General features: G+C 39.7%; 15 protein-coding genes. 7 read left to right on the plus strand and 8 right to left on the minus strand.

All coding sequences use genetic code 11. The features are described from left to right. The first annotated feature begins 114 nt into the window (after positions 1-114). The 5 genes from EWU23_RS07820 to EWU23_RS07840 are packed head-to-tail and all read left to right on the plus strand — an operon-like array spanning position 115 to position 8,623. Positions 115-834: a hypothetical protein gene (locus EWU23_RS07820; protein WP_166230518.1), complete on the plus strand. Its 720-nt coding sequence runs from the start codon at positions 115-117 to the stop codon at positions 832-834. Between the two features lie 8 nt (positions 835-842). Next, a complete protein-coding gene (locus tag EWU23_RS07825) occupies positions 843-2,246 on the plus strand; it encodes a c-type cytochrome domain-containing protein (RefSeq protein WP_166230520.1) in 1,404 nt (467 codons plus the stop codon). Between the two features lie 3 nt (positions 2,247-2,249). Beyond that, entirely contained in the window at positions 2,250-5,462 is a 3,213-nt protein-coding gene (locus tag EWU23_RS07830) for a DUF1553 domain-containing protein (protein WP_166230522.1), read from the plus strand. Between the two features lie 4 nt (positions 5,463-5,466). After that, positions 5,467-6,951, plus strand: a complete 1,485-nt coding sequence (locus EWU23_RS07835; protein WP_166230524.1) for a DUF1501 domain-containing protein — start codon at positions 5,467-5,469, stop codon at positions 6,949-6,951. A 25-nt stretch (positions 6,952-6,976) separates the two neighbouring features. Next, on the plus strand, positions 6,977-8,623 hold the full coding sequence (locus EWU23_RS07840; protein ID WP_166230526.1) for an FAD-dependent oxidoreductase: 1,647 nt from the start codon (positions 6,977-6,979) through the stop codon (positions 8,621-8,623). A gap of 170 nt (positions 8,624-8,793) precedes the next feature. Here EWU23_RS07840 and EWU23_RS07845 read toward each other — a convergent pair whose 3' ends face one another. The 6 genes from EWU23_RS07845 to EWU23_RS07870 form a co-directional block, all read right to left on the minus strand. Next, the gene (locus EWU23_RS07845) at positions 8,794-9,597 is read right to left on the minus strand and encodes a nucleotidyl transferase AbiEii/AbiGii toxin family protein (protein ID WP_166230528.1); all 804 of its coding nucleotides are present in this window, start codon (positions 9,595-9,597) and stop codon (positions 8,794-8,796) included. Then, the gene (locus EWU23_RS07850) at positions 9,594-10,415 is read right to left on the minus strand and encodes a type IV toxin-antitoxin system AbiEi family antitoxin domain-containing protein (protein WP_166230530.1); all 822 of its coding nucleotides are present in this window, start codon (positions 10,413-10,415) and stop codon (positions 9,594-9,596) included. Before EWU23_RS07850 ends, EWU23_RS07845 begins: the two co-directional genes overlap by 4 nt. A gap of 642 nt (positions 10,416-11,057) precedes the next feature. Beyond that, positions 11,058-13,556, minus strand: coding sequence for a S8 family peptidase (locus EWU23_RS07855; protein WP_166230532.1), 2,499 nt, complete (start codon positions 13,554-13,556; stop codon positions 11,058-11,060). A 9-nt stretch (positions 13,557-13,565) separates the two neighbouring features. Next, positions 13,566-14,519, minus strand: a complete 954-nt coding sequence (locus tag EWU23_RS07860; protein ID WP_166230534.1) for an AAA family ATPase — start codon at positions 14,517-14,519, stop codon at positions 13,566-13,568. A gap of 212 nt (positions 14,520-14,731) precedes the next feature. Continuing rightward, a complete protein-coding gene (locus tag EWU23_RS07865; protein WP_166230536.1) occupies positions 14,732-16,174 on the minus strand; it encodes an AAA family ATPase in 1,443 nt (480 codons plus the stop codon). A gap of 6 nt (positions 16,175-16,180) precedes the next feature. Then, positions 16,181-17,299, minus strand: coding sequence for a vWA domain-containing protein (locus EWU23_RS07870; RefSeq protein ID WP_166230538.1), 1,119 nt, complete (start codon positions 17,297-17,299; stop codon positions 16,181-16,183). A 148-nt stretch (positions 17,300-17,447) separates the two neighbouring features. Between EWU23_RS07870 and EWU23_RS07875 the strand changes: the two genes are divergently transcribed. Next, positions 17,448-18,203 carry a sterol desaturase family protein gene (locus EWU23_RS07875; protein WP_166230540.1) on the plus strand — a complete coding sequence of 252 codons (756 nt, stop codon included), beginning with the start codon at positions 17,448-17,450 and terminating at the stop codon, positions 18,201-18,203. 9 nt (positions 18,204-18,212) lie between these two features. After that, complete coding sequence (locus EWU23_RS07880) at positions 18,213-19,133, plus strand: metallophosphoesterase (protein ID WP_205753120.1); 921 nt, start codon at positions 18,213-18,215, stop codon at positions 19,131-19,133. On the opposite strand, the gene EWU23_RS07885 is transcribed toward EWU23_RS07880, so the two are convergent. Both EWU23_RS07885 and EWU23_RS07890 read right to left on the minus strand, forming a co-directional pair. Further along, complete coding sequence (locus tag EWU23_RS07885) at positions 19,130-20,059, minus strand: SGNH/GDSL hydrolase family protein (RefSeq protein WP_166230542.1); 930 nt, start codon at positions 20,057-20,059, stop codon at positions 19,130-19,132. The genes EWU23_RS07880 and EWU23_RS07885 overlap by 4 nt on opposite strands. Then, a complete protein-coding gene (locus EWU23_RS07890) occupies positions 20,056-20,856 on the minus strand; it encodes a 3-keto-disaccharide hydrolase (protein ID WP_166230955.1) in 801 nt (266 codons plus the stop codon). The genes EWU23_RS07885 and EWU23_RS07890 overlap by 4 nt, the downstream gene beginning before the upstream one ends. Between the last annotated feature and the right edge of the window lie 9 nt (positions 20,857-20,865).

Raw genomic sequence — 20,865 nt, forward strand, 5'->3', positions numbered from 1 at the left:
AGCTAATTTACGAGAAATTTAAGCAATAATTCCTCCTTCATTCATCTTTCCTAAGGCTAGGGGATTCAGAAAAAGATTGTAAATTAGGCCAGATTTAAAACCTATTTTTCCATCATGAAACAGTTACTGCGAGCCCTATTGGTATGTGCCCTGTTCGTGCATCCTTTTTTTGTTCAAGCTCAAAAATTCATAGAAGGCTCTTGGTCCAATACGCAAGGAGACGTGTCTACATGGATCTTGGTAACAGATCAAATTGTTAGTCTTACCCAGTTTGAAACAAACAGCCATAAGTTGATTGCTACTTACGGTGGGACATATCATGTGAAAGAGAAGGAGTTGGAAATTCAACAAGAATGGAATTCACAAGATTCATTACAAGTAGGACAGCTGAAAAGGCTTACATTTCAAAGGGAAAAGGGGCAAATTCAAATTGAACAACAAGTTTTTACTCAGATGGACAAAGAGGAAGCGGGGAAAATGAAAGGTGCTTGGATAATTGTAGGAAATTTTTCAAATGATGTGTTGTCTCGGAGACCAAATCCTTTTTTCCCAAGGAGAACCATGAAAATACATACAGGAAATGCTTTTCAATGGATTGCCTACAATGTTCAAAGCAAGCAATTTTTTGGCACAGGCGGAGGCTATTATAGCACACTAGGAAATACATATACCGAAGAGATCATATTTTTTACCAAAGCCAGTTCTAGTATTGGCAAAAAGCTCCCATTTGAATTTCAAATTCAAGAGGGAATTTGGCGACATAAAGGTCAAAAATCTACAGGTGGTCCCATGGATGAGGCTTGGTCGCGCAGGGAATTAGTAGACCATAAATAATTCCCTAGATGATTGATTTGTTAGGCCACTTACATCCCTTTTTAGTACATTTTCCCATAGGGATATTGGTCATAGCTTGTGTCATGATTTGGGCTCAATCTATTCGAAATACCGATTACCAATCTTCCATTTCAGCCATACTTTTGTTGGGTGCCATAGCTGCTATTCTAGCTTCCATTTCTGGTTATCTTTTGTCCAATTCTGGGGATTATGATGCTTCCCAAGTGGTCCAACATCAATGGTGGGGAATAGGAACGACCATTTGTGCCATTGGTCTTTATTTTTTTCAAGCATATCAAAAAATCATTAGCCTTATTTTATTCGTTGCATTAGCCATCACGGGTCACTTTGGTGGCGAATTGACGTATGGGGCTAATTATTTGTTTGCTAACAAAAAGACAACACCTCCATCCAAGGAATTGATTCAATCCTTTGATTCAACTCAACGGAAAATAGCACTAGATACCAGCGTGGAAGTGCTTAGTCCAGCAAAAAATACCCCTTTCCAACAAGAGGTTTTACCCATTTTAAAAAGTCATTGTTTTCAATGTCATTCCAGTAAAAAGCAGAAGGGCAAATTACGCTTGGATACCGAGGCTTTTATAAAAAAGGGGGGAAAAGAAGGCCAAATTCTACTCGCAGGAAATCCTTTGAAAAGTCATTTGTATGAGTACTTAATTCTTCCAGAGGACGATGATTTGCACATGCCACCGGAGGGTAAAAAACAATTGAATGAAAGGCAAATTGCCATCATTAAAAGATGGATTGAGATTGGTGCACCATTTTCAGAGTCATTGCATGCAATGACTTTACAGTCGCATACCGAGACTTTACCGTCGGATGCCGCAAATCCAATGCATGCATTGGATATAAAACAGCCTACAATGACTCTGCTGCCTCTGGAACCAGCCAACCCAGCGGCGATTCTTGAAGCCAAGTCACAGGGCCTTAGTGTCAGTCCAATGGCCATTGATCCTGCGGGATTGAGTTTGAATTTTGTCAATGTCAAGCACCTAGACTTAAGGGTTTGGCAAGCGGCTAAAAAAATCCAAAACAATGTCTTACAATTGAAATTAACGAAACGACAAGATATCCAAGTGGGGGAGCTCATGAGTTTTAAGAACCTTCAACAAGTGAATCTGGAACAAAGTAATATTCAAGATGCTGATTTAGAGCGCTTAGAGCAATTACCCCACCTAGAGCAGTTAAATCTCTATGGGACAGCTATTTCTGACCAAGGGATAAAAGCAATTATTGCTATGAAGGCATTAAAAGTTCTTTATATTTGGCAAAGTAAGCTCAGTCTAGAAGGCTTACAAGCTTTGAAGAAAGCTCGACCTGATGTAAGCATCGTGGAAGGGAAATTCCAATTTAGTCCGCCAGATACAAATCGTTTGAAAGCAATAAAATAGCGTATGAAAAGGTATTGGTTTTTGATATTTCCTCTTTGTTTTTTGATGGCTGCTAAGCCCCCTAAAAGCTTGCCTTTACCAATCGACGTGGCTTTGGAATACCGCCAGCTGCCTGCAGCTTTGGATTTTAATATTCATATCAAACCCATTTTATCCGATAAATGCTTTGCATGCCACGGCCCAGATAAAGCTAAACAAAAGGCGGGCTTGCGACTGGATTTGCCAGAAAATGCTTATGCCAAATTGCCTGAAAGCCCAGGTAAAGTGGCTATCACACCTGGCAATCTCCTGAAGAGCGAATTGGCCCATCGTATTCTTTCCAAAGACCCTAGTTATGTCATGCCAGAGCCGAAATCTCATTTGAGTTTATCCGCCAAAGAAAAAGCGATACTCCTTAAATGGATACAAGATGGAGCTGTTTATAAACCTCATTGGGCTTTTGTTAAACCGGTAAAACAAGCTATCCCAGAATCCAAAAAGGGGATGAATGTGATCGACTTCTGGGTGCAAGCAAAGTTGGAAAAAGAATCATTGAAAATGAGTGCCAAAGCCTCTAAAGCCCTGTTGCTTCGTCGCCTCTCTTTTGATTTAACAGGACTGGCTCCTAGCATTCCTGAACTAGAAAATTATCTTGCTGACAATACCCCGAATGCTTACGAAAAGCAAGTAGATCGACTGCTTGCTTCTCCTAATTTTGGCGAAAAAGTGGCCGTAGATTGGTTGGATTTAGCCCGTTTTGCAGATTCTCATGGATATACGGTGGATCGAATTCGAGATATGTCGCCCTACCGCGATTGGGTCATTAAGGCTTTCAATAACAATATGCCTTATGATACTTTTATCCAACAACAATTGGCGGGAGATTTAATGTCAAATCCGAGCAAAGAGATGTTGATTGCCTCCGGATTTAACCGAAATCATCCCCAAAATACGGAAGGGGGAATTGTGGAAGAAGAGTTTCAGGCCGAATATGTGATTGATCGAACCAATACTTTTGGTGAAGCATTTATGGCTATTTCCACGGGATGCGCTCGTTGTCATGACCATAAATACGATCCCATTTCTCAAAAAAACTATTACGAGCTATTCAGCTTTTTCAATAATGTCCGAGAGGCGGGGCAAATTTCTTATTCGGATGATTTGCCTACTCCAACCTTGATGCTTCCGACCAAAGAAAAAGAAGAGGTTTTGAAATTCATTCAAACCAAGATTCATACCGTAGAAGAAAAAATGAATCAAAGTCCTAATTCCAATGCTCCTTTTCAAAACTGGATTAAGAGCAAAGGCCATGAAAAATTGGCAGAAGACATAATACCTCAACAGGGCTTGGTGGCCTATTTTGATTTGGATGCGACATTGAAAAATAAGTTGAATGATAAGCAAGTTGCCGTGATCAAAAGAGAATCTGGGAAGACAGGAGATCAAGCGGTGTACGTGAAAGGAAAGCAAGGTCAAGGATTGGCTTTTGATGGGGATATTTATGCGGATTTAAGTCCTGCTGGAGTGTTTAGAAAGTCCGAGCCATTTACTATTGGCATGTGGGTGAATATTCCCAAAGACATGAAAGAAGGGGTTATTTTTCATAAGAGTAATGCAGAGCGACTGTATAATTTCAAAGGATTTCACGTCTATTTGAAAAACAATCGACTGGAAATAAACATGGCGCATACGGCTCCATCCAATGCCATCAATAAGGTAATGAAAACGGATATCCTGCGGGATCAATGGATTCATTTAGCTTTGACTTATGACGGTTCTTCCCAAGCCGCAGGTTTTAATTTGTTCGTAGATGGCCAAAAGTCGGACATGGAGACGGTCATTGACCAGCTATATAAAGACATCATTTATTTCTCCAAAAATGAATTAGGTTTACAAATTGGAGGCTGGTGGCGCGGTCTTGGTTTTAAAGGTGGGAAGGCCGATGAAGTGGCGATTTACAATCGAGAACTTATTCCTTATGAAATTCAGGTTTTGGCTCAAAGGGCTTCCTGGAAAGAGTTGGTATACAAGTCGCAGGACCAATGGACTAACCCACAAGGCGAAGCTTTTCGGGCATATTTCAAACAAAATTTGGATAGCACACAATTAGCTTTTTCCAAAGAAATCAAACATTGGCGAACAGCTTTGGCGGATTCATCAGAGAAAATAGAGGAAGTGATGATCATGCAAGAAATGCCCCAGCCTAAAAAGGCATTTTTGCTTCAACGAGGTCAATACGATGCCAAAGGAGTAGAAGTTTTTCCGAATACTCCCCAAAAGATTTTACCATTCCCTTCCAACTTGCCCAAGAATAGACTCGGTTTAGCTCAATGGTTAACCCATGAAAATAATCCGTTAACAGCTCGAGTCGCGGTGAATCGTTTTTGGCAAAATTTCTTTGGCACAGGTATCGTCAAAACATCGGAAGATTTTGGAAACCAAGGTGAAATGCCTTCCCATCCCGAATTATTAGATGCCCTGGCTATCCAATTCCGAGAGTCTGGATGGAATATCAAACAAATGATGAAGCAAATGGTGATGTCGGAAACCTACCAACAAGATTCTAAAGCCTCAGCTGAACAAAGGGAAAAAGATCCGGAAAATCGCTTATTAGCTCGAGGGCCTTCCGTCCGATTAAGTGCGGAAATGATTCGAGACAATGCCCTTCAGGCCAGCGGTTTATTGGTTAATAAAATCGGGGGTAAAAGTGTGTATCCTTATCAACCCGATGGTTTATGGGAAATCAATAGCTCACATTACAAACAAGATACCACTTCAGCGGTATACCGTAGAAGCTTATACGTAGTGGTGAAACGTTCCGTGCCCAATCCTACACTTTCCACTTTTGATGCCCCTGCCAGAAGCTCTTGTTTGGTACGTCGACAAAAAACCAATACTCCTTTACAAGCACTTGTAGGCTTGAATGATCCCACCTTTTTGGAAGCAGCCAAGATTTTGGGAGAACAAATGGCGACCGAAAAAGATGTCACCAAGGCCATTCAATTAACCTTTAAAAAACTGACAAGTCGGGAAGCATCGGATAAGGAGTTGGCTTTACTAATCGACTTACAAAGAAAAAGTTTAGTCCGTTTTCAGCAAGATGCAAGCAAAGCGAAAGGCTGGCTGCAAGCAGGAATGAAGCGAGTACAAGGAAATATGGACGGAAACCTAGTGGCAGCCAATGCCGTAGTAGCCAGTGCCATCATGAATTCAGACGCTAGCATCACTAAACGATAAAATTATGGGACATAGACATTCCGATCCATTTCGTTTATCGCATCCAGATTTGGAAAAGCTTAATCGGGGACTAGACCGACGAGATTTTTTGAAGAAGACGGCCATGGGTTTTGGAGCGATAGCTTTGAACGGTTTGCTGGCTTCTCATCAAGCGCAAGGCCAATCTTTGGAACAACAAATCTTAGATGCCTTACCTAGAATTGCCCCCAAGGCCAAACGGGTCGTGTATTTATTCATGAGTGGAGGCCCGTCCCAGTTTGAGACTTGGGATTATAAACCGGAATTGACTAAACGGATGGGTCAGGATTTGCCCGATTCTATCAGGAAAGGTCAGCGATTAACGGGTATGAGTGCCAATCAGGCCATTTTGCCAGTGGCCGCTTCTGCTTATGGATTTAGACAATATGGCCAAAGTCAAACTTGGGTGAGTGATTTATTGCCTTATACCGCCCAAGTTGTGGATGAGTTGTGTATCATCAAATCCATGTTTACCGAGCAAATTAACCATGATCCAGCCATTACCTTTTTTCAGACAGGACATCAATTGCCCGGTCGACCGTCCATCGGTTCTTGGCTAAGCTATGGTTTAGGTTCTGAGAATCAAAACTTGCCCGCTTTCATTGTCATGGTTTCTAAGGATGCTTCCAAAGATCAGCCGCTGTACGCCCGACTGTGGGGAAATGGATTCTTGCCATCGGAGCACCAAGGAGTTCAATTTAGGTCCAGTAAAGACCCTGTTTTGTTTTTGTCAAATCCCGAAGGATACGATGGCAAGGATCGCCAGGAAATGTTGGATTATTTGAAGCAATTGAACCAATTGCAAAATGAATCTTGGGGTGATCCAGAAGTAGATGCCCGAATAGCCCAATATGAAATGGCTTTCAAGATGCAAACCTCTGTGCCCGAAGTGATGGATGTCTCAGATGAACCTCAGGAAGTATTTGATTTGTATGGACCCAATAGTCGAGATAAAGGAAGTTTTGCCGCCAATTGCTTACTGGCTAGAAAGTTATTGGAAAAAGATGTGCGCTTTGTTCAGCTGTACCATCAAGGTTGGGACCATCACGATAGTTTACCCAAAAATATCGTTAATCAGTGTAAACAAACCGATCAGGCAACGGCCGCTTTGATCATGGATTTAAAGCGGAGAGGTATGCTAGAAGATACCTTGGTGATTTGGGGAGGCGAGTTTGGTAGGACGGTTTATTCTCAAGGTAAATTATCGCCAACGGGTTATGGAAGAGATCACCATCCTAAATGCTTTAGTATGTGGATGGCAGGAGCTGGTGTGAAGGCAGGAACGACTTTTGGTCAGACGGATGATTTCAGTTATAATATCGTCAAAGATCCCGTTCATGTGCATGATTTTCAGGCCACTTTGTTGCATTTGATGGGTGTTGATCATGAGCAATTAGTGTATAAATACCAGGGTCGTAGGTTCCGATTAACCGATGTTCATGGCAAATTGGTCAAAGGGATTTTGGCCTAGTTTTTTCATCTTATGTTGACAAATTATGAAAGCTTGTAAGATTCTGATTGTAGTATTTCTTTGCAGTATTTTTCTTCCTACTTGGGCACAAAAAAATACTTATTCTGCTGATGTGATTGTGTACGGGGGCAATGCTTCGGCCATCATAGCTGCCGTGCAAGTAAAAAAAATGGGACATACTGTTATCGTCGTTTCTCCCGACAAGCATTTGGGAGGATTAACTTCGGGCGGTTTGGGATTTTCAGATACTGGAAACAAAGAGGTGATAGGAGGTTTATCCAGAGAGTTTTATCAACGTATTTATCAGCATTATCAAAAGGAAGAAAATTGGCTTTGGGAAAAGAAATCACAGTTTGGCAATAAGGGCCAAGGAACCGTGGCCATGGATGGGGCCAATAAAACCATGTGGATTTTTGAGCCACATGCCGCGGAGCAGGTGATGGAAGATTTGGTTAAAGAATACCAAATTCAAGTTTGGCGGGAGGAATTATTGGATCGCAGTCGACAAGGTATCCGATTACAAGATGCCAAAATTCAAGAGATTAAAACCTTATCAAAGAAGCGTTTTATTGGTAAAATGTTCATTGATGCTACCTATGAAGGGGATTTGATGGCAATGGCTGGGGTTAAATACCACGTAGGTAGAGAAGCGAATTCGGTATATGGAGAAAAGTGGAATGGGGTGCAGGTAGGAGTATTTCAACATGGACATTATTTCAAATCAAAGATTAGTCCATTTAAGGTAGTCAATGATCCTAGCAGTGGCTTATTACCTGAGGTTTCAACAGAAAAACCGGGAGCCAATGGTTCGGGAGACCATAAAATTCAGGCCTATTGTTTTCGGATGTGTTTGAGTAATCATCCTGACAATCGGATTGCTTTTCCTAAGCCTGAAGGATATAATCCTGATCGATATACCTTGTATGCCCGGGTTTTTGAAAGCGGTTGGCGAGAAACCTTTGATAAGTTTGATGCCATTCCCAATCGGAAGACCGACACCAATAATCATGGACCATTTAGTACCGATTTCATTGGTAAAAATTATGATTATCCAGAGGCAAGTTATGCACGTAGAAAAGTCATCATCAAAGAACATGAATTATACCAAAAGGGATTGATGTATTTCTTGCAAAACGACTCAAGAGTGCCTTCGGAAGTTCAGGATCGCATGAAAATCTGGGGATTGGCCAAAGACGAGTTTAAAGATAATGGAGGCTGGCCGCATCAATTGTATGTGAGAGAAGCGAGAAGAATGCTTGGTAAATACGTGATGAAAGAGGTGGATGCATTGGGAAAAACGAAGATCGAAGAACCGATAGGGATGGGGTCTTATTCCTTGGACGCGCATAATGCTCAGCGATTTGTCACGGCGGAAGGCTATGTTCAAAATGAAGGAGATATTGGTGTGCATCCGGATAAACCATATTCCATCAGTTATGGCTCCATTGTTCCCCAAGAGCAGGAATGTCAAAATTTATTGGTGCCCGTTTGTCTTTCCAGTTCGCACATCGCCTATGGATCGATCCGCATGGAACCCGTCTTCATGATTTTAGGTCAATCAGCTGCCACCGCCGCTGTATTAGCCATCCAACAAAAAACCAGTACCCAGCAAGTGCCCTATTCGCTATTGAAAGAACGTCTTTTGAAAGATGGGCAGGTGGTTTCTTATTAGTTATTAGGTAATAGGGATTAGTGTTTAGAATGAAAAATGTAGAATTGGTGTGTGTGGGGAATTACATCTAGGGCAAATTCATTTGCCATGCTTTCCATGGATTTAGTAATTTGTCTGTATTGGTCTCTATGAAAAATGAACCATGAAGGTCTATTTCGTGACTGTCTAGGTCATAAATTTAATTTTTTCATGTGTCGTTGAACTTCTCTTTCAACATGATCAAAGTCGGGCAGATCTTTTATTTGTTCGTTCATGGAGTTTTTCCACCTGCCTTTATATTGCGGTAATCTTTCTTCCAATTTTTTCGGGAAATCTGTGTGCCGTAAACCCTTGTTTTTGCATTTAGCATCAAACTCTCTCACATAAAAGGAGGCATCCATTTTATGTTCTTCTAATAGATACCAGATATCGTAAAAGTCTCTTGCTTGCATTCGTTGCATGACGGAACGCATTTTTTCAACCAATACTTCTTCCAGAGGATAACATAACAGTTTATATTCTTCCAAATCGGAATACCCAATAAAAACATTGTGCTTAACAGGTTCAAACAATAATTGTTCATTACGTGAAATATCAACTTTTACCCGTTTGTTGTTGCCTAGTCCACCAAGCGGACCAACGTAACTGATGTAAAAATTTATACCGTCATCTTCGTGTTCATTGTTATCAATGATGTTAAGTGGAATATTGGCTTCTTCTTTAATGATTTCAAACACTTCGGTAAACCATTGGAAAATTTGCTCGTTGCTTATTTGGATATTCAGCAAAGTGAAATCAAGGTCTTCCGAGAATCGATAATTTTCAAAATATACCTTCTTTAAAACAGTTCCACCTTTGAATACTACAGCCTTTGAAAGTTGTTCGTGTTTTGCAATGCCAAACAGAATCCACGAAAGAATATAATCCTTTTCAATCTGGTGGTCGCGTATACCAATTGCATTTGCCTTTTGTTGTATTTCTCCAGGTTTAATCATGTGTAAATAGCAGATTTAATGGTGTCTGTTTCTAAATTTTGCTGAATACCCCAACGGCTGTTTCGTTTACCTGTTTTGGGTAATTCAGTATCAAGCAACACATAAGATGCCGTTTTTAGATGCTGCAAATCTGCAATAATTCTAGTGTTGATTTCTAGCATTTCTAAAAGAAATCCTAATCGTTTTATAACGGCTTGCGAATCAAATTTCTTTGCGTATTCGAGTAATGTGTCGTAGTTGATGTTGTTTTTTGATATGTAGAGTGCTTTTGCCACTTCAACTATACCACCCGCATAATCGGGTTTAAACAAGCAATCAATAAAAGTTTTTTCTAAGTCTGAGCAAAGCACTTGATGATAGCTGTCAATCCAAATTTTCTTTGCACCAAAAAAGTGTTTCTCGTTGTGATAGATATATTGAAAAGGAACGTTTTTAATTTTAATTTCCGATGGTCGTATTTGTTTTGAAACTACAATTTGTTCTTTCAGTGATGGTTGTGTAATTAGATTGTGAATTTGTAAAGCGGAATAATATCCGATGTAATGTTTGGCATCATTCATCAAGTGTTCTACTATCAAATGCCAATCGGGCATAAAAGTTTCGGCGTTTTGCTCATAAGGTATAATGTAATATAGACCTTCTTTCAATCGCATCAATAAACCCCTCTTTGTCATGTCGCTAAGTAACTCCCTTATGGTACTTGCTTTAGAGTTGGGTAAGGCATTGAATGCTACAGAATAGTCAAAGCAATTCTTGTTCTGTCCGTTGAAATAGGATAGAAGGGTACTTGATTGCGTTGATATGTTTTTGTTTTTCATAGTATCGATGTCAGGATAAACCTGACTAAAACGATATGAAAGATAATGAATTTGAATAACTTAATACATAAAAAATTATTATTTATAGTCAATCAGTCAGGATTTACCTGACAAATTTGATATAAAACATTTAAATCTATATAGAAAATAGTAAGAAGCGGATTTTTGGCTTTCGCCAAATGGTTGGTTTGTGTTTTTTTGGAAAAAATATAAAACCAGCACTTAGCAAGTGCCTTATTCTTTATTGAAAGAACGTCTTTTGAAAGATGGGCAGGTGGTTACTTATTAGGAAATGTAGAATGAAAAATGTAGAATGGGTGGTGTCTTGTTCTGATATGGGAAGATAGTTTTCTGATAATTATGTCCAATTCAAATTCAGGTATTTATTTAAAAATTACCTAAGCAAATTACTCTCGTTTTTTATACGAGGGTAAAAAAATTAAAAATTTACCCTCGTTCGCTAGATAAGAGTAAATATTACACTCGTTAGTTCCCAGAAATTTTGGAAGAAACATATAACTTGTGAACCGCCAATTTCTTGTAGGAATTATTTTAGAAATTGACTATTTGACGTTTTCAATTTCAATAACTCAATTGTTGATTCTAATTTTATATTTTCAGTGATTGGTTTAAATGTTCAAATTAAGTAGTAGGGATTTCAATTGGCACCTCTATCATATTTTTAACCGTTGTGTATAGTTCAACATCTTGTGCAGGAGTATCTAGTGAAACAATTAGTGAATACCGAGTTTGATTTTCTACTTTTCCTAAATGCTTTCTCTCACGCCACCAACCAATAACAGGATAAATAGCAATTTGATTACATGTTGCTAAATCTGCTGCCGTTCCTTCCCAAAAATCGGAATGAATTGAACCATTGCTTCGGTTATTCGTTCCTATTGCCCAACGATTACTTCCTGCATTTCCGTTTACTTCTTCGTTTTCATCTCTTGCTGCAATGTTTACACGTTTTCTAAAATCATCTTCGCTTTCTCCAACATTATTAACATCAAAACGCAGACCGTGTGATTGATAACGATACTTATCTTTCCAACCAATTTCACCTGCACCCGGCTCAATAAAATAAGAAAGAGTAATTCTTAATTTAACACGAACTTCGCCCATACCTAACAATAAATTCCTTGGCCACGGAAGATTGAAAAAATGAATTTCGTTTGTTTCGGCTGTACTACTTACTTCTTTGAAATTAAACGGTTGAATGGTTTCCTGCGCTATGAATGTCAATGCGCTTTCCTGACTGTACAATGCACGGTCTAAATCGGGAATTCCAAAGCCAAAGGTTTTCAATAAGTTCCTGAAACTGGTTCTGTTGCCTTGTTGCACTTGCATTTGTGCAAGCATAGCTTGATTCCAATTAGCTGAATGAACTATCAAACCTCGGATTGTTTCTGCCCAAGCGTTTGGATATTTGTAAGTAATTTTTGCAGCGAACCACGATGCCTGCGCAGCCGCAGCACTTGTGGCGTTAATGGTGTCAAATGGGTTTGTTTGGAATGAACTTGAGGTAGATAGTAATTCCAAATCCTCATGCGCTGTGACGCTATTATCGGGCGCTCTTAATAAATTTCCGCCTTCAAACACTACATCGGGCTTTACTGGCCACTTTCGTTCCCACATCAAAGAAGTTGAACTGTAAGGCGAAAGTTCTCCTTCATTGGCAAGCGGTGTGTGACTTTGAAAATTGCTATCATTCACCTGAATTTTTTCGGTGTATGCTCCTGCAACAAGTGTATTCCAAGATTGAGCAGGATTTTGAACTGATGAAGTAAAGTTTGAATTGGGATAATTTCGCCACGATTCAAAATCACGGATATTACCAGCGGAAACAATTATCAATCGCTGATTTTCGCCCTCTCCAAAAGCTAAATTATCCATTGCTCCTGACCATGAAGATGGCCTGCCTTTGTCTGTATCTTCATGCGAAGTAACAGACATACAATAAACCAGAACCATATTAGGGTTTTGAATTTCAGCCCTTGCAATTCCTTGTGAAGTTATATCGCCCCACAATTCTTTTGGAGTTTGTACCTGATTGGGGCGGGGTAGGATTTTTACGGAACAAAGTTTATGCGTTAGAAGCACTACATTGGCAGAAACAAGCACTTGTTCAATTTGGCCATATCCTGCGATGCCCGCCATTAGCGTTCCGTGTCCTGCTCTTGGCTCGTGGTCATCTGTTCCCCAAGCGTTATCAACTGTTAGTGTATTCGTATCGTCAATAATTGATTGTAATAACTGATGCCCGTTATTTACACCTGAATCTAAAAGGCAGATTTTTACGTTGCTTTCAACAAGTTGAATTCTATTTAATAAATCATCAACCCAAGCCTGTTGTCCAACCCTGCTTTCGTTTACCCAAAATCCTGCGGGTTCTTGCCCTGCTCGAAACTCTGCCAGCAAATCGCTTCGCAACATAAGCTCAATTAATTGCTCTCGATTTGCATTAACAAGTAAAACGGCTCTTTCAGGAAATATGATGCTGTTGTGTTTAACTTCAATGCCAATACTTTCAAGTGTTGTAAGAAACTGTGCAATTTGTTCCTGCTCTTGGTTTTCTTTTGTATTTACGTTTAGCCACGCTTCGCACCATTTCGCATTGTCTGTTGGAATGTGTTGAGGATTATCTGTCCATAATCCTTCCAACAAAGCAATGCTTACGTCTTCAATACTATTGACCAAAGGAGCATTTTTAGGGTCTCCTTTTTGGGTTTCTTCCTGCTGATATTTTTGAATTTTGGAGATGAAGTGCCCCTCTTTTCCATTGGGAACATAAACCGTTGCCCGTATTTGTGTTTGATTTTCACCAACGAGAATTTCTTTTATGTTCAATAACCGGATGCCTTTTCTAAGGTCTTCCAAACTTTTGGTAATCAAATCTTGGTCGGCAGCACTCGTAAAAGTAATATATGTTCCTTCTCTTGTGGAAATTTGTTCTGCACTACGTTGTTGTTGAAGTAGTTCTTTTGTTTGCCAAATGGCATCAAACTGACTTAAAAGTTTTTGACCTTGGATTGCTCTATCACGTAAAGGAATACGTGGTTTTGCACCAATTCTTGAAGGCGCTCTATAATTTTCACTGTTTACAATTCCTGAAATAAAGATGTGATTGTATAATGCCATTCTGTCAAATTATTTGTGGTACGCTGCATTACGATCTTTGATTGTTCTAAGAATTAATTGATTGTTCATTGGCTGCTTTTCATTCAAGATAGTTTCTTTGATGGCATCTATGCATGCAAGTGATATTTCAGCATGGCTCAAGCCGTTTATGTTGGGCAACAGGTCGTCAAATTTTATTTTTTTGGTGAATTGTACAAGCCTGTTTTTCAGCAATGCACGTTTTTCGTCTATACTTGGCAGGTTGTATAAAATTACATCGTCAAACCTTCGGAAAAGAGCTTGGTCTAAAAGAGCTTTATTATTGGTGATAGCAATGATTAGGCTTTCGGAATTGTCCCGTTCAATGAATTGAAGAAATGAATTTAATACCCTTCGCATTTCGCCAACATCATTATCTCTGCTGCGTTCACCACCAATGGCATCAAATTCATCAAAAAGATAAACGCCCTGTCTGTGCTCTATTAAATCAAACACTTGGCGTAATTTAGCACTTGTTTCGCCCATAAATTTTGTCACCATTTTATCCATTAGAATGGTGTAAAGCGGTAAGTTCAATTCATTGGCAATGATTGAAGCGGTGAGAGTTTTCCCTGTTCCCGGAGGACCAGAAAGTAAAATTTTTCTTCTGTTCTCTAGATCGTGCTTACGCAATTTATCACGCTGAACAAATTCTGAAATTATTCTATTGATTTTGGATTTGATATCTTCTGATGCAATCATATCCGCAAGATTTACAGCAGGTACATTTTCTAAAATCAATCCTTGTAAATCTGAAGCAAAAGCTTTTGTTTTGTTTTTTGCCTCCTTAGTCTTGTCTATAATATTTTTTATCTCATTAGCTACAAGCGTATGTCCTAATTTGGCTTCATGTGCAGCGATTTGCAAAGCCATAGTCGTGAACCGTTCTGGCTCATTGTTGTAATGAGATTTGATTAACGATACTATGTAGTCTGCTTTTGCCATTTGAAATCAAAATTACGATTTTTATTTACCATTTAAACCTATTTTTAATAATATGCATTGTTGGTTTCTTAATGTTTTAATCAGTAGGTTTTGAATTATTTAGTCACCTGATTTTTTTTTCTTAGTAAGAAATAGTTACTTTTTTAAGTCGCCATGTTTTCCAAGCCACATTTTTTTCATTCATAACACTAATCCCTAATAACTAACACCTATCAAAGCAGATCCTTAAACTGATACCCTTCCGTAATTCTTTCCTTGCTTAATTTTTGGTATTCGGCTAATCCCCAAAGGACTAGTTCTTTCATGAAATAACGGTCTTCTTTTTTGACTTTGGGGATGTATTTCTTTAGTAAATCATCCAAAGGTTTGATGGAGTCTAAGCTGCTTTGGTATTCTGAATCCGAGCAATCATCCGTAATCACCACGCCGCCTTCCGTAAAGATGTATTCCAAAAGCGGGTTGTAAGGACTGACCAAATCTTTTTTGTGCAGCTTTTCTATCTTAGGGAAATAGTTCGGGAAAAAATGGTGCACTGCCTGGCTAATCAATTGTTGAGCTACTTCTGCCGCTCCTTCTTGTTCTCCTTCATAGACCAGCTCCACCTTTCCTGTGATGGAAGGAACGATTCCCATAAAATCCGACAATCGTAAGGTGGTATGATCATCTCCGGCACGTAGGGAACGTCTTTCGGCAGCACTCATCAGGTTTTCTAAGGCGGTAATGCTCATACGCGCACTAACACCACTTTTGGCATCTACAAACTCACTATCTCTCGCCACAAAACTGATTTGCTCCAAAATATCCATGGCCAATTCAGGAACATAGACGCGGTCTTTTTGTTCTTTTTCCAGCTTGGCTTCTTGGGCCGTAATGGTTTTGGCAATTTCGATACTCTCTGGATAATGCGTTAAGATTTGAGATCCAATACGGTCTTTCAATGGAGTTACGATGCTTCCACGATTGGTATAATCTTCAGGGTTAGCCGTGAAAATGAATTGCAAATCCAAGGGCATGCGCAATTTGAAGCCTCGGATTTGTATATCACCTTCTTGTAAAATATTGAACAAGGCCACTTGGATACGGGCTTGTAAATCGGGCAATTCATTGATGACGAAAATACAGCGATTGGCCCGAGGAATCATACCAAAATGTATTACTCGGTCATCGGCATATGACAACTTCAAATTAGCAGCTTTGATGGGGTCCACATCCCCAATCAAGTCGGCCACGGTCACATCAGGAGTGGCTAGTTTTTCGAAGAAACGGTCATCACGGTGCAACCAAGAAATAGGCGTAGCATCGCCTTTTTCGGCTATCAAATCTTTGGCAAACCGAGAGATGGGCTGAAAAGGGTCATCATTGATTTCTGAACCACTAACAAAGGGAATATATTCATCCAAAAGGCTGACCATCAAACGTGCTAAGCGCGTTTTAGCCTGTCCACGTAGTCCTAGCAGGTTGATGTTGTGTCGCGATAAAATAGCTCTTTCTAATTCAGGAATAACGGTATGTTCAAAACCATGCACTCCTTCAAATGGCGTTTGTCCCGCTTTGATTTTAGCAATCAAATTTTGTCTTAATTCATCTTTGATGCCTCTGCTGGTATATCCTGATTTTTTTAGCTCTCCTAAAGTGGCAATTGTGTTCATTGGCATGTGGCTTTATTTAATGCGTTTTTTTCGATTCGTTTCGTAGTCTTCAAAGATCATTTCTCCCAATCCTTTTAATCCGGTATAAAATGCTTTTCCTTGATTGGCTTGGGTAAATTCATTCACAAAGCGTTGAAGATATTGATCTCGCGCAATCATGAAGGTGGTGATGGGAATATGTAATTTTCGGGCTTGCTGAGCCTGAGTATAGCATTTATCAACAATGTATTCATCGAGGCCATTGCTATTCATGTAATATTCGCCGTTGGGCAATTTGACACAGCTTGGCTTACCGTCGGTAATCATAAAGATCTGTTTGTTGGTATTTCTTTTTCTTCTCAAAATATCCATGGCCAACTGTAAACCAGCTACCGTGTTGGTATGGTAGGGCCCCACTTTGAGATAGGGCAAATCTTTGATGGAAATACTCCAGGCATCATTCCCAAAAACCAAAATATCCAAGGTGTCTTTAGGATAACGTGTGGTAATGAGCTCGGCTAAAGCCATGGCTACTTTTTTGGCAGGAGTAATGCGGTCTTCTCCATACAAAATCATGCTATGACTGATGTCAATCATTAGCACGGTACTCATTTGAGATTTATGTAGGGATTCCTCCACCACCAAGTCCTCTTCACTTAATTGGAATTGGTCCATGCCGTGGTTGATTTGGGCATTTCTCAAACTTTCTGTCAAAGATATTTTTTCTAAACTATCCCCAAAACGATACTCCCGAAACTCGCCGGTATGTTCATCGCCGCTACCCGGATGTTTACTTTTATGATTCCCAGAACCACTGCGTTTCAAGTCGCCAAAAATAGTATCTAAGGCTTGTTGTCGAATGGCTCTTTCTGTTTTGGCAGTAATGCCTAAACCCGAACTTCCGTCCTCTTTGGTTTCATCACGGATATAGCCTCTTTTTTTCAGGTCTTCAATAAAATCGTCGATGGTATAGGCCTCATCCGTCAGTTGATATTCTTTATCTAATTCCCGAAGCCAGTCGAGAGCTTCATCCAAATCACCGGAAGTATGAACAATCAATTCTTTGAAAATCGCAAAAAGCTTATCGAAAGGGCTCTGATTCTCAGGCTCATAGAGTTTAAAATAGAAAGCTCTTTTATTTTCTTGACTCATGTGATGGTGAAAGGAAGCTTAATGGTAACGCTAATCTAGGCTTTTCTGTTTCAAAAATTTTAAAATTAAGGGAATGAGCTTGAATTCGCTCTTTTAAAGTTTTTAAAGCCACTTGAATTCCATATTTTTACTAGGCAAAATTAAACCTATGACCGTAGAAAAATTTCTTCAAATAGCTTTTAGTATTGGTAGTCGATATTATTTAGTAGCAGGAGCTTATTTCTTGATTTTCTATGTTCTTTTCAAAAAGGGATTTGCCAGCAAAAAAATACAAACAGCTTATCCCAAATTAAACGATTACTTACGTGAAATAGGGTATTCTCTAGGAACCATCATCCTTTTTGCTGCAGTCCCCATTTTCATTGTTCAAAATCCTGCTGTTCGGCCATATACGACCTTATACGACCGGATGGATGACATGGGCTGGGGATATTATTGGTTTGCCTATTTGCTGATGTTTTTGATGCACGATACCTATTTTTATTGGGCTCATCGAATCATGCATCATCCTATTATTTTTAAATGGGTGCATAAAGTCCATCATTTGTCTACCAATCCCTCTCCATGGGCCGCCTATGCCTTTCATCCATTGGAGTCCGTCGTAGAAACGGGCGTTTTTGTGCTATTTGTCTTTACGATTCCCATACATCAAAGTCACTTATATTTGTTTTTCTTTTTTTCCATTATTTACAATGCCTATGGACATTTGGGTTGGGAATTGTATCCATCCGGATTTTCGAAATCTTGGATTGGCAAATGGATTAATACCTCGGTAAGTCATAACCAGCATCATAAATATTTTAAGGGGAATTATGGCTTGTATCTCTTGTTTTGGGACCGTGTGATGGGGACATTGAGGGAAGATTATGATACCGCTTTTGAAAAAGTAAAACAGAAACAATAAACCTATCTTATGAAATTATTATTCACCTTATTTTTCAGCCTTTTACTGGGTTTCAGCAGCATTGCTCAAAACAAAAAATTTGATTTTATCGCCTTTGGGGATATGCCTTATAAATTGCCAGAAGATTATGGTCGATTTGAAGGAGTGATTAAAAAAATCAATCAAGAAAAGCCGGTTTTTAGTGTCCATGTGGGGGATATAAAATCAGGATCTACTCCATGTTCTACGGAGTACTTTTATAAAATCCATCGGTATTTTGAGACATTTGATCAGCCATTGGTCTATACACCTGGTGATAATGAATGGACGGATTGTCACCGTAAAGCTGCGGGAGAATATGATGCCAATGAGCGATTGAAGGAGCTGAGAAAAGTATTTTTTGCTAAGAAAGAGAGCTTTGGAAAGAAGAAAATAAAACTGGTTTCTCAGTCGGAAAATCTAGCCTTTGCTAACTATGTAGAAAACAATGCTTGGGAATATGGCGGGATACAGTTTGCCACGATACACTTAGTAGGGTCCAACAATAATTTGAAAGGAGCCAATGCCGATAACACGGAATTTAATGAGCGGGAAAAGGCCAATCAAGCGTGGTTGGAAGAAGTTTTTGCGAAGGCAAATTCAAAAATGGGCTTGGTCTTTTTCACCCAAGCAGATATGTTTTACCACGGAGCTGTTCCCACAGGATTTACCCAAATCGTGGAAAAGTTGACGGCCTTAACAAGGGCTTATGGAAAACCTGTTTTATGGATCAATGGAGATTCTCATCGCTTGCTGATTGAGAAGCCATTATTGATGCCAGATAAAAAATCCACAATTTTGAATTTTACGCGTTTGCAGGTTTTTGGTGAGGCAGATATGGAAGCCGTGAGGGTAAAAGTTGACCCGAAATCCTCCCAATTGTTTTTGTTTGAACAATTGATGGTCGACTAAGGAGCGAGCAAAGCTTCTATTTGTTTGTCTATTTCTAAAGATAAAGCTAGGGCTTCCATCAATGGAAGCCCTTTTTTCATTTCTGGGCGAAGATGTCCTGTGGAACTAAGCCATGCATCTTTCATGATATTATGCCGTTTGACGACCAATTGATAAAAGGTATTGGGGTCTTTGATGGGTGATAAAGCATCCGTAATGGATGGAAAATGGTGTATGTTTTTTTGACCTAAATAGGTTAAAATGTATTGGGCCATCATCCAATGTCCCCATTCGCCAGGATGTACCCCATCTTTGGCTAATGCAAAATTCGGATCTGTTTTTTGCTGAGCGGTTTGGAAATCCTGCATAGGAAAATGGACATCAATCACCTCCCAAGATTTTTGTTGGAGTAACCATTCCGAATAGCGATCCAGGACTTGCGCATAGCCTGGCTTCTTCCCTTTTGTTTCATCAAAGGGTGCGGGTGTTAGGTGAATGATTTTGGAACCTCGAGCCTCAATTTGGGCATGCAACCATAGGATACCATCTTTGAATTTTTGAAATCGAAGCGAGTCAAGAGGGAGGTAAATGCCATCATTCATGCCATAGGAAGCAAAGACGATATCGGGTTGGGTTTGTAAAAGAACCCGATCTAATCGTTCATGCAGGTCGGGTCTAGGAAATCGTCCATCGGCATGGCCTTCTTCCGACAAGCCTGAGACCGTTTCACTGGGTAAACCCACATTGATGAATTCAATTTTTTGTTGGGGGAAATGGGCCTTATGGTAGGCTTCTATGGCTTGGACATATCCAGCGGCATAGGTGATGCTATTCCCTAGAAAAAGGACCCGTTTGACGGAGGCATCAAATAAGGGAGTTTGCGCCTGAGCTATGGAACATAGGAGAAGGAGACAAGCAAGTAGTCCATGAGTCTTTTTCTGCCTCATTTTTTTCTGGATTTTGGAACAGGTAAAACCTGAATTTCGATATTTCTAAAATCGATTTCTTGACCTTCACTTTGAAGCGCTATAAATCCTTCTTTCAATAATTTTCCATCTATTTTAATGGCAAGATTATAGCCATTGGCTACGCCTCCGCCAATTTGAGGTTGAGCATATTCCAAAACTTTTTCGCCATTGATGTAGTGACTAACTAAAGAATCTCCTAAAACGACTAGTTCAGCTTTTACCCATTGATCTCCTTCGTAGGTTTTGGAGCTGGAGTTGATGCAATGCCGTGGGTCAATTCGTCCGTTATAGAACACATCGGTTCCGGGGGAGCACATATTTCCTGTTGGTCTGGGTTTACCATCGCCTAGTCCGGCTAGGAACTGCATTTCAACCGAGATGGGCCAATCTTGTTCTTTCAGGATCGTTTTAGGATCTTGAGCATGGAACATGAGACCTGAGTTTTTCAAGGTATAATCTGGGGCATCTTTTCTCCAAATACCTGTAAAACGGTATTCCAGACGTAGTTTATAATAGGAAAATGGTTTTTTGTAATACAAATGTCCATAGCGATTATTGAAATGGTCGTATTGGTCATACCGTACTTTAATCAATCCATCTTCCACCCGAAAAGTTTGACCATAATTATCTCCCACTTCATGATGGAAGATTTTCACGGTCCAATCTTTGATGTCTTTTCCATTAAATAGGGAGACCCATTTTTCTTTTTTGGGCTTGAAAGAAAAGGCAGTAAATGCTAGTAATACGGCAAGGAAAGCAAGAGATATTTTGGACATCATTATCAG

Origin of the sequence: Aquirufa beregesia (genome assembly GCF_011090385.1) — a bacterium.
Classification (GTDB): Bacteria; Bacteroidota; Bacteroidia; order Cytophagales; family Spirosomataceae; genus Aquirufa; species Aquirufa beregesia.

What these genes read in the sequence shown, in the direction of transcription:
- EWU23_RS07820 (WP_166230518.1), top strand. Translation starts at nt 115, where the DNA reads ATGAAACAGTTACTGCGAGCCCTATTGGTATGTGCCCTGTTCGTGCAT.
- EWU23_RS07825 (WP_166230520.1), top strand. Translation starts at nt 843, where the DNA reads ATGATTGATTTGTTAGGCCACTTACATCCCTTTTTAGTACATTTTCCC.
- EWU23_RS07830 (WP_166230522.1), top strand. Translation starts at nt 2,250, where the DNA reads ATGAAAAGGTATTGGTTTTTGATATTTCCTCTTTGTTTTTTGATGGCT.
- EWU23_RS07835 (WP_166230524.1), top strand. Translation starts at nt 5,467, where the DNA reads ATGGGACATAGACATTCCGATCCATTTCGTTTATCGCATCCAGATTTG.
- EWU23_RS07840 (WP_166230526.1), top strand. Translation starts at nt 6,977, where the DNA reads ATGAAAGCTTGTAAGATTCTGATTGTAGTATTTCTTTGCAGTATTTTT.
- EWU23_RS07845 (WP_166230528.1), bottom strand. Translation starts at nt 9,597, where the DNA reads ATGATTAAACCTGGAGAAATACAACAAAAGGCAAATGCAATTGGTATA.
- EWU23_RS07850 (WP_166230530.1), bottom strand. Translation starts at nt 10,415, where the DNA reads ATGAAAAACAAAAACATATCAACGCAATCAAGTACCCTTCTATCCTAT.
- EWU23_RS07855 (WP_166230532.1), bottom strand. Translation starts at nt 13,556, where the DNA reads ATGGCATTATACAATCACATCTTTATTTCAGGAATTGTAAACAGTGAA.
- EWU23_RS07860 (WP_166230534.1), bottom strand. Translation starts at nt 14,519, where the DNA reads ATGGCAAAAGCAGACTACATAGTATCGTTAATCAAATCTCATTACAAC.
- EWU23_RS07865 (WP_166230536.1), bottom strand. Translation starts at nt 16,174, where the DNA reads ATGCCAATGAACACAATTGCCACTTTAGGAGAGCTAAAAAAATCAGGA.
- EWU23_RS07870 (WP_166230538.1), bottom strand. Translation starts at nt 17,299, where the DNA reads ATGAGTCAAGAAAATAAAAGAGCTTTCTATTTTAAACTCTATGAGCCT.
- EWU23_RS07875 (WP_166230540.1), top strand. Translation starts at nt 17,448, where the DNA reads ATGACCGTAGAAAAATTTCTTCAAATAGCTTTTAGTATTGGTAGTCGA.
- EWU23_RS07880 (WP_205753120.1), top strand. Translation starts at nt 18,213, where the DNA reads ATGAAATTATTATTCACCTTATTTTTCAGCCTTTTACTGGGTTTCAGC.
- EWU23_RS07885 (WP_166230542.1), bottom strand. Translation starts at nt 20,059, where the DNA reads ATGAGGCAGAAAAAGACTCATGGACTACTTGCTTGTCTCCTTCTCCTA.
- EWU23_RS07890 (WP_166230955.1), bottom strand. Translation starts at nt 20,856, where the DNA reads ATGTCCAAAATATCTCTTGCTTTCCTTGCCGTATTACTAGCATTTACT.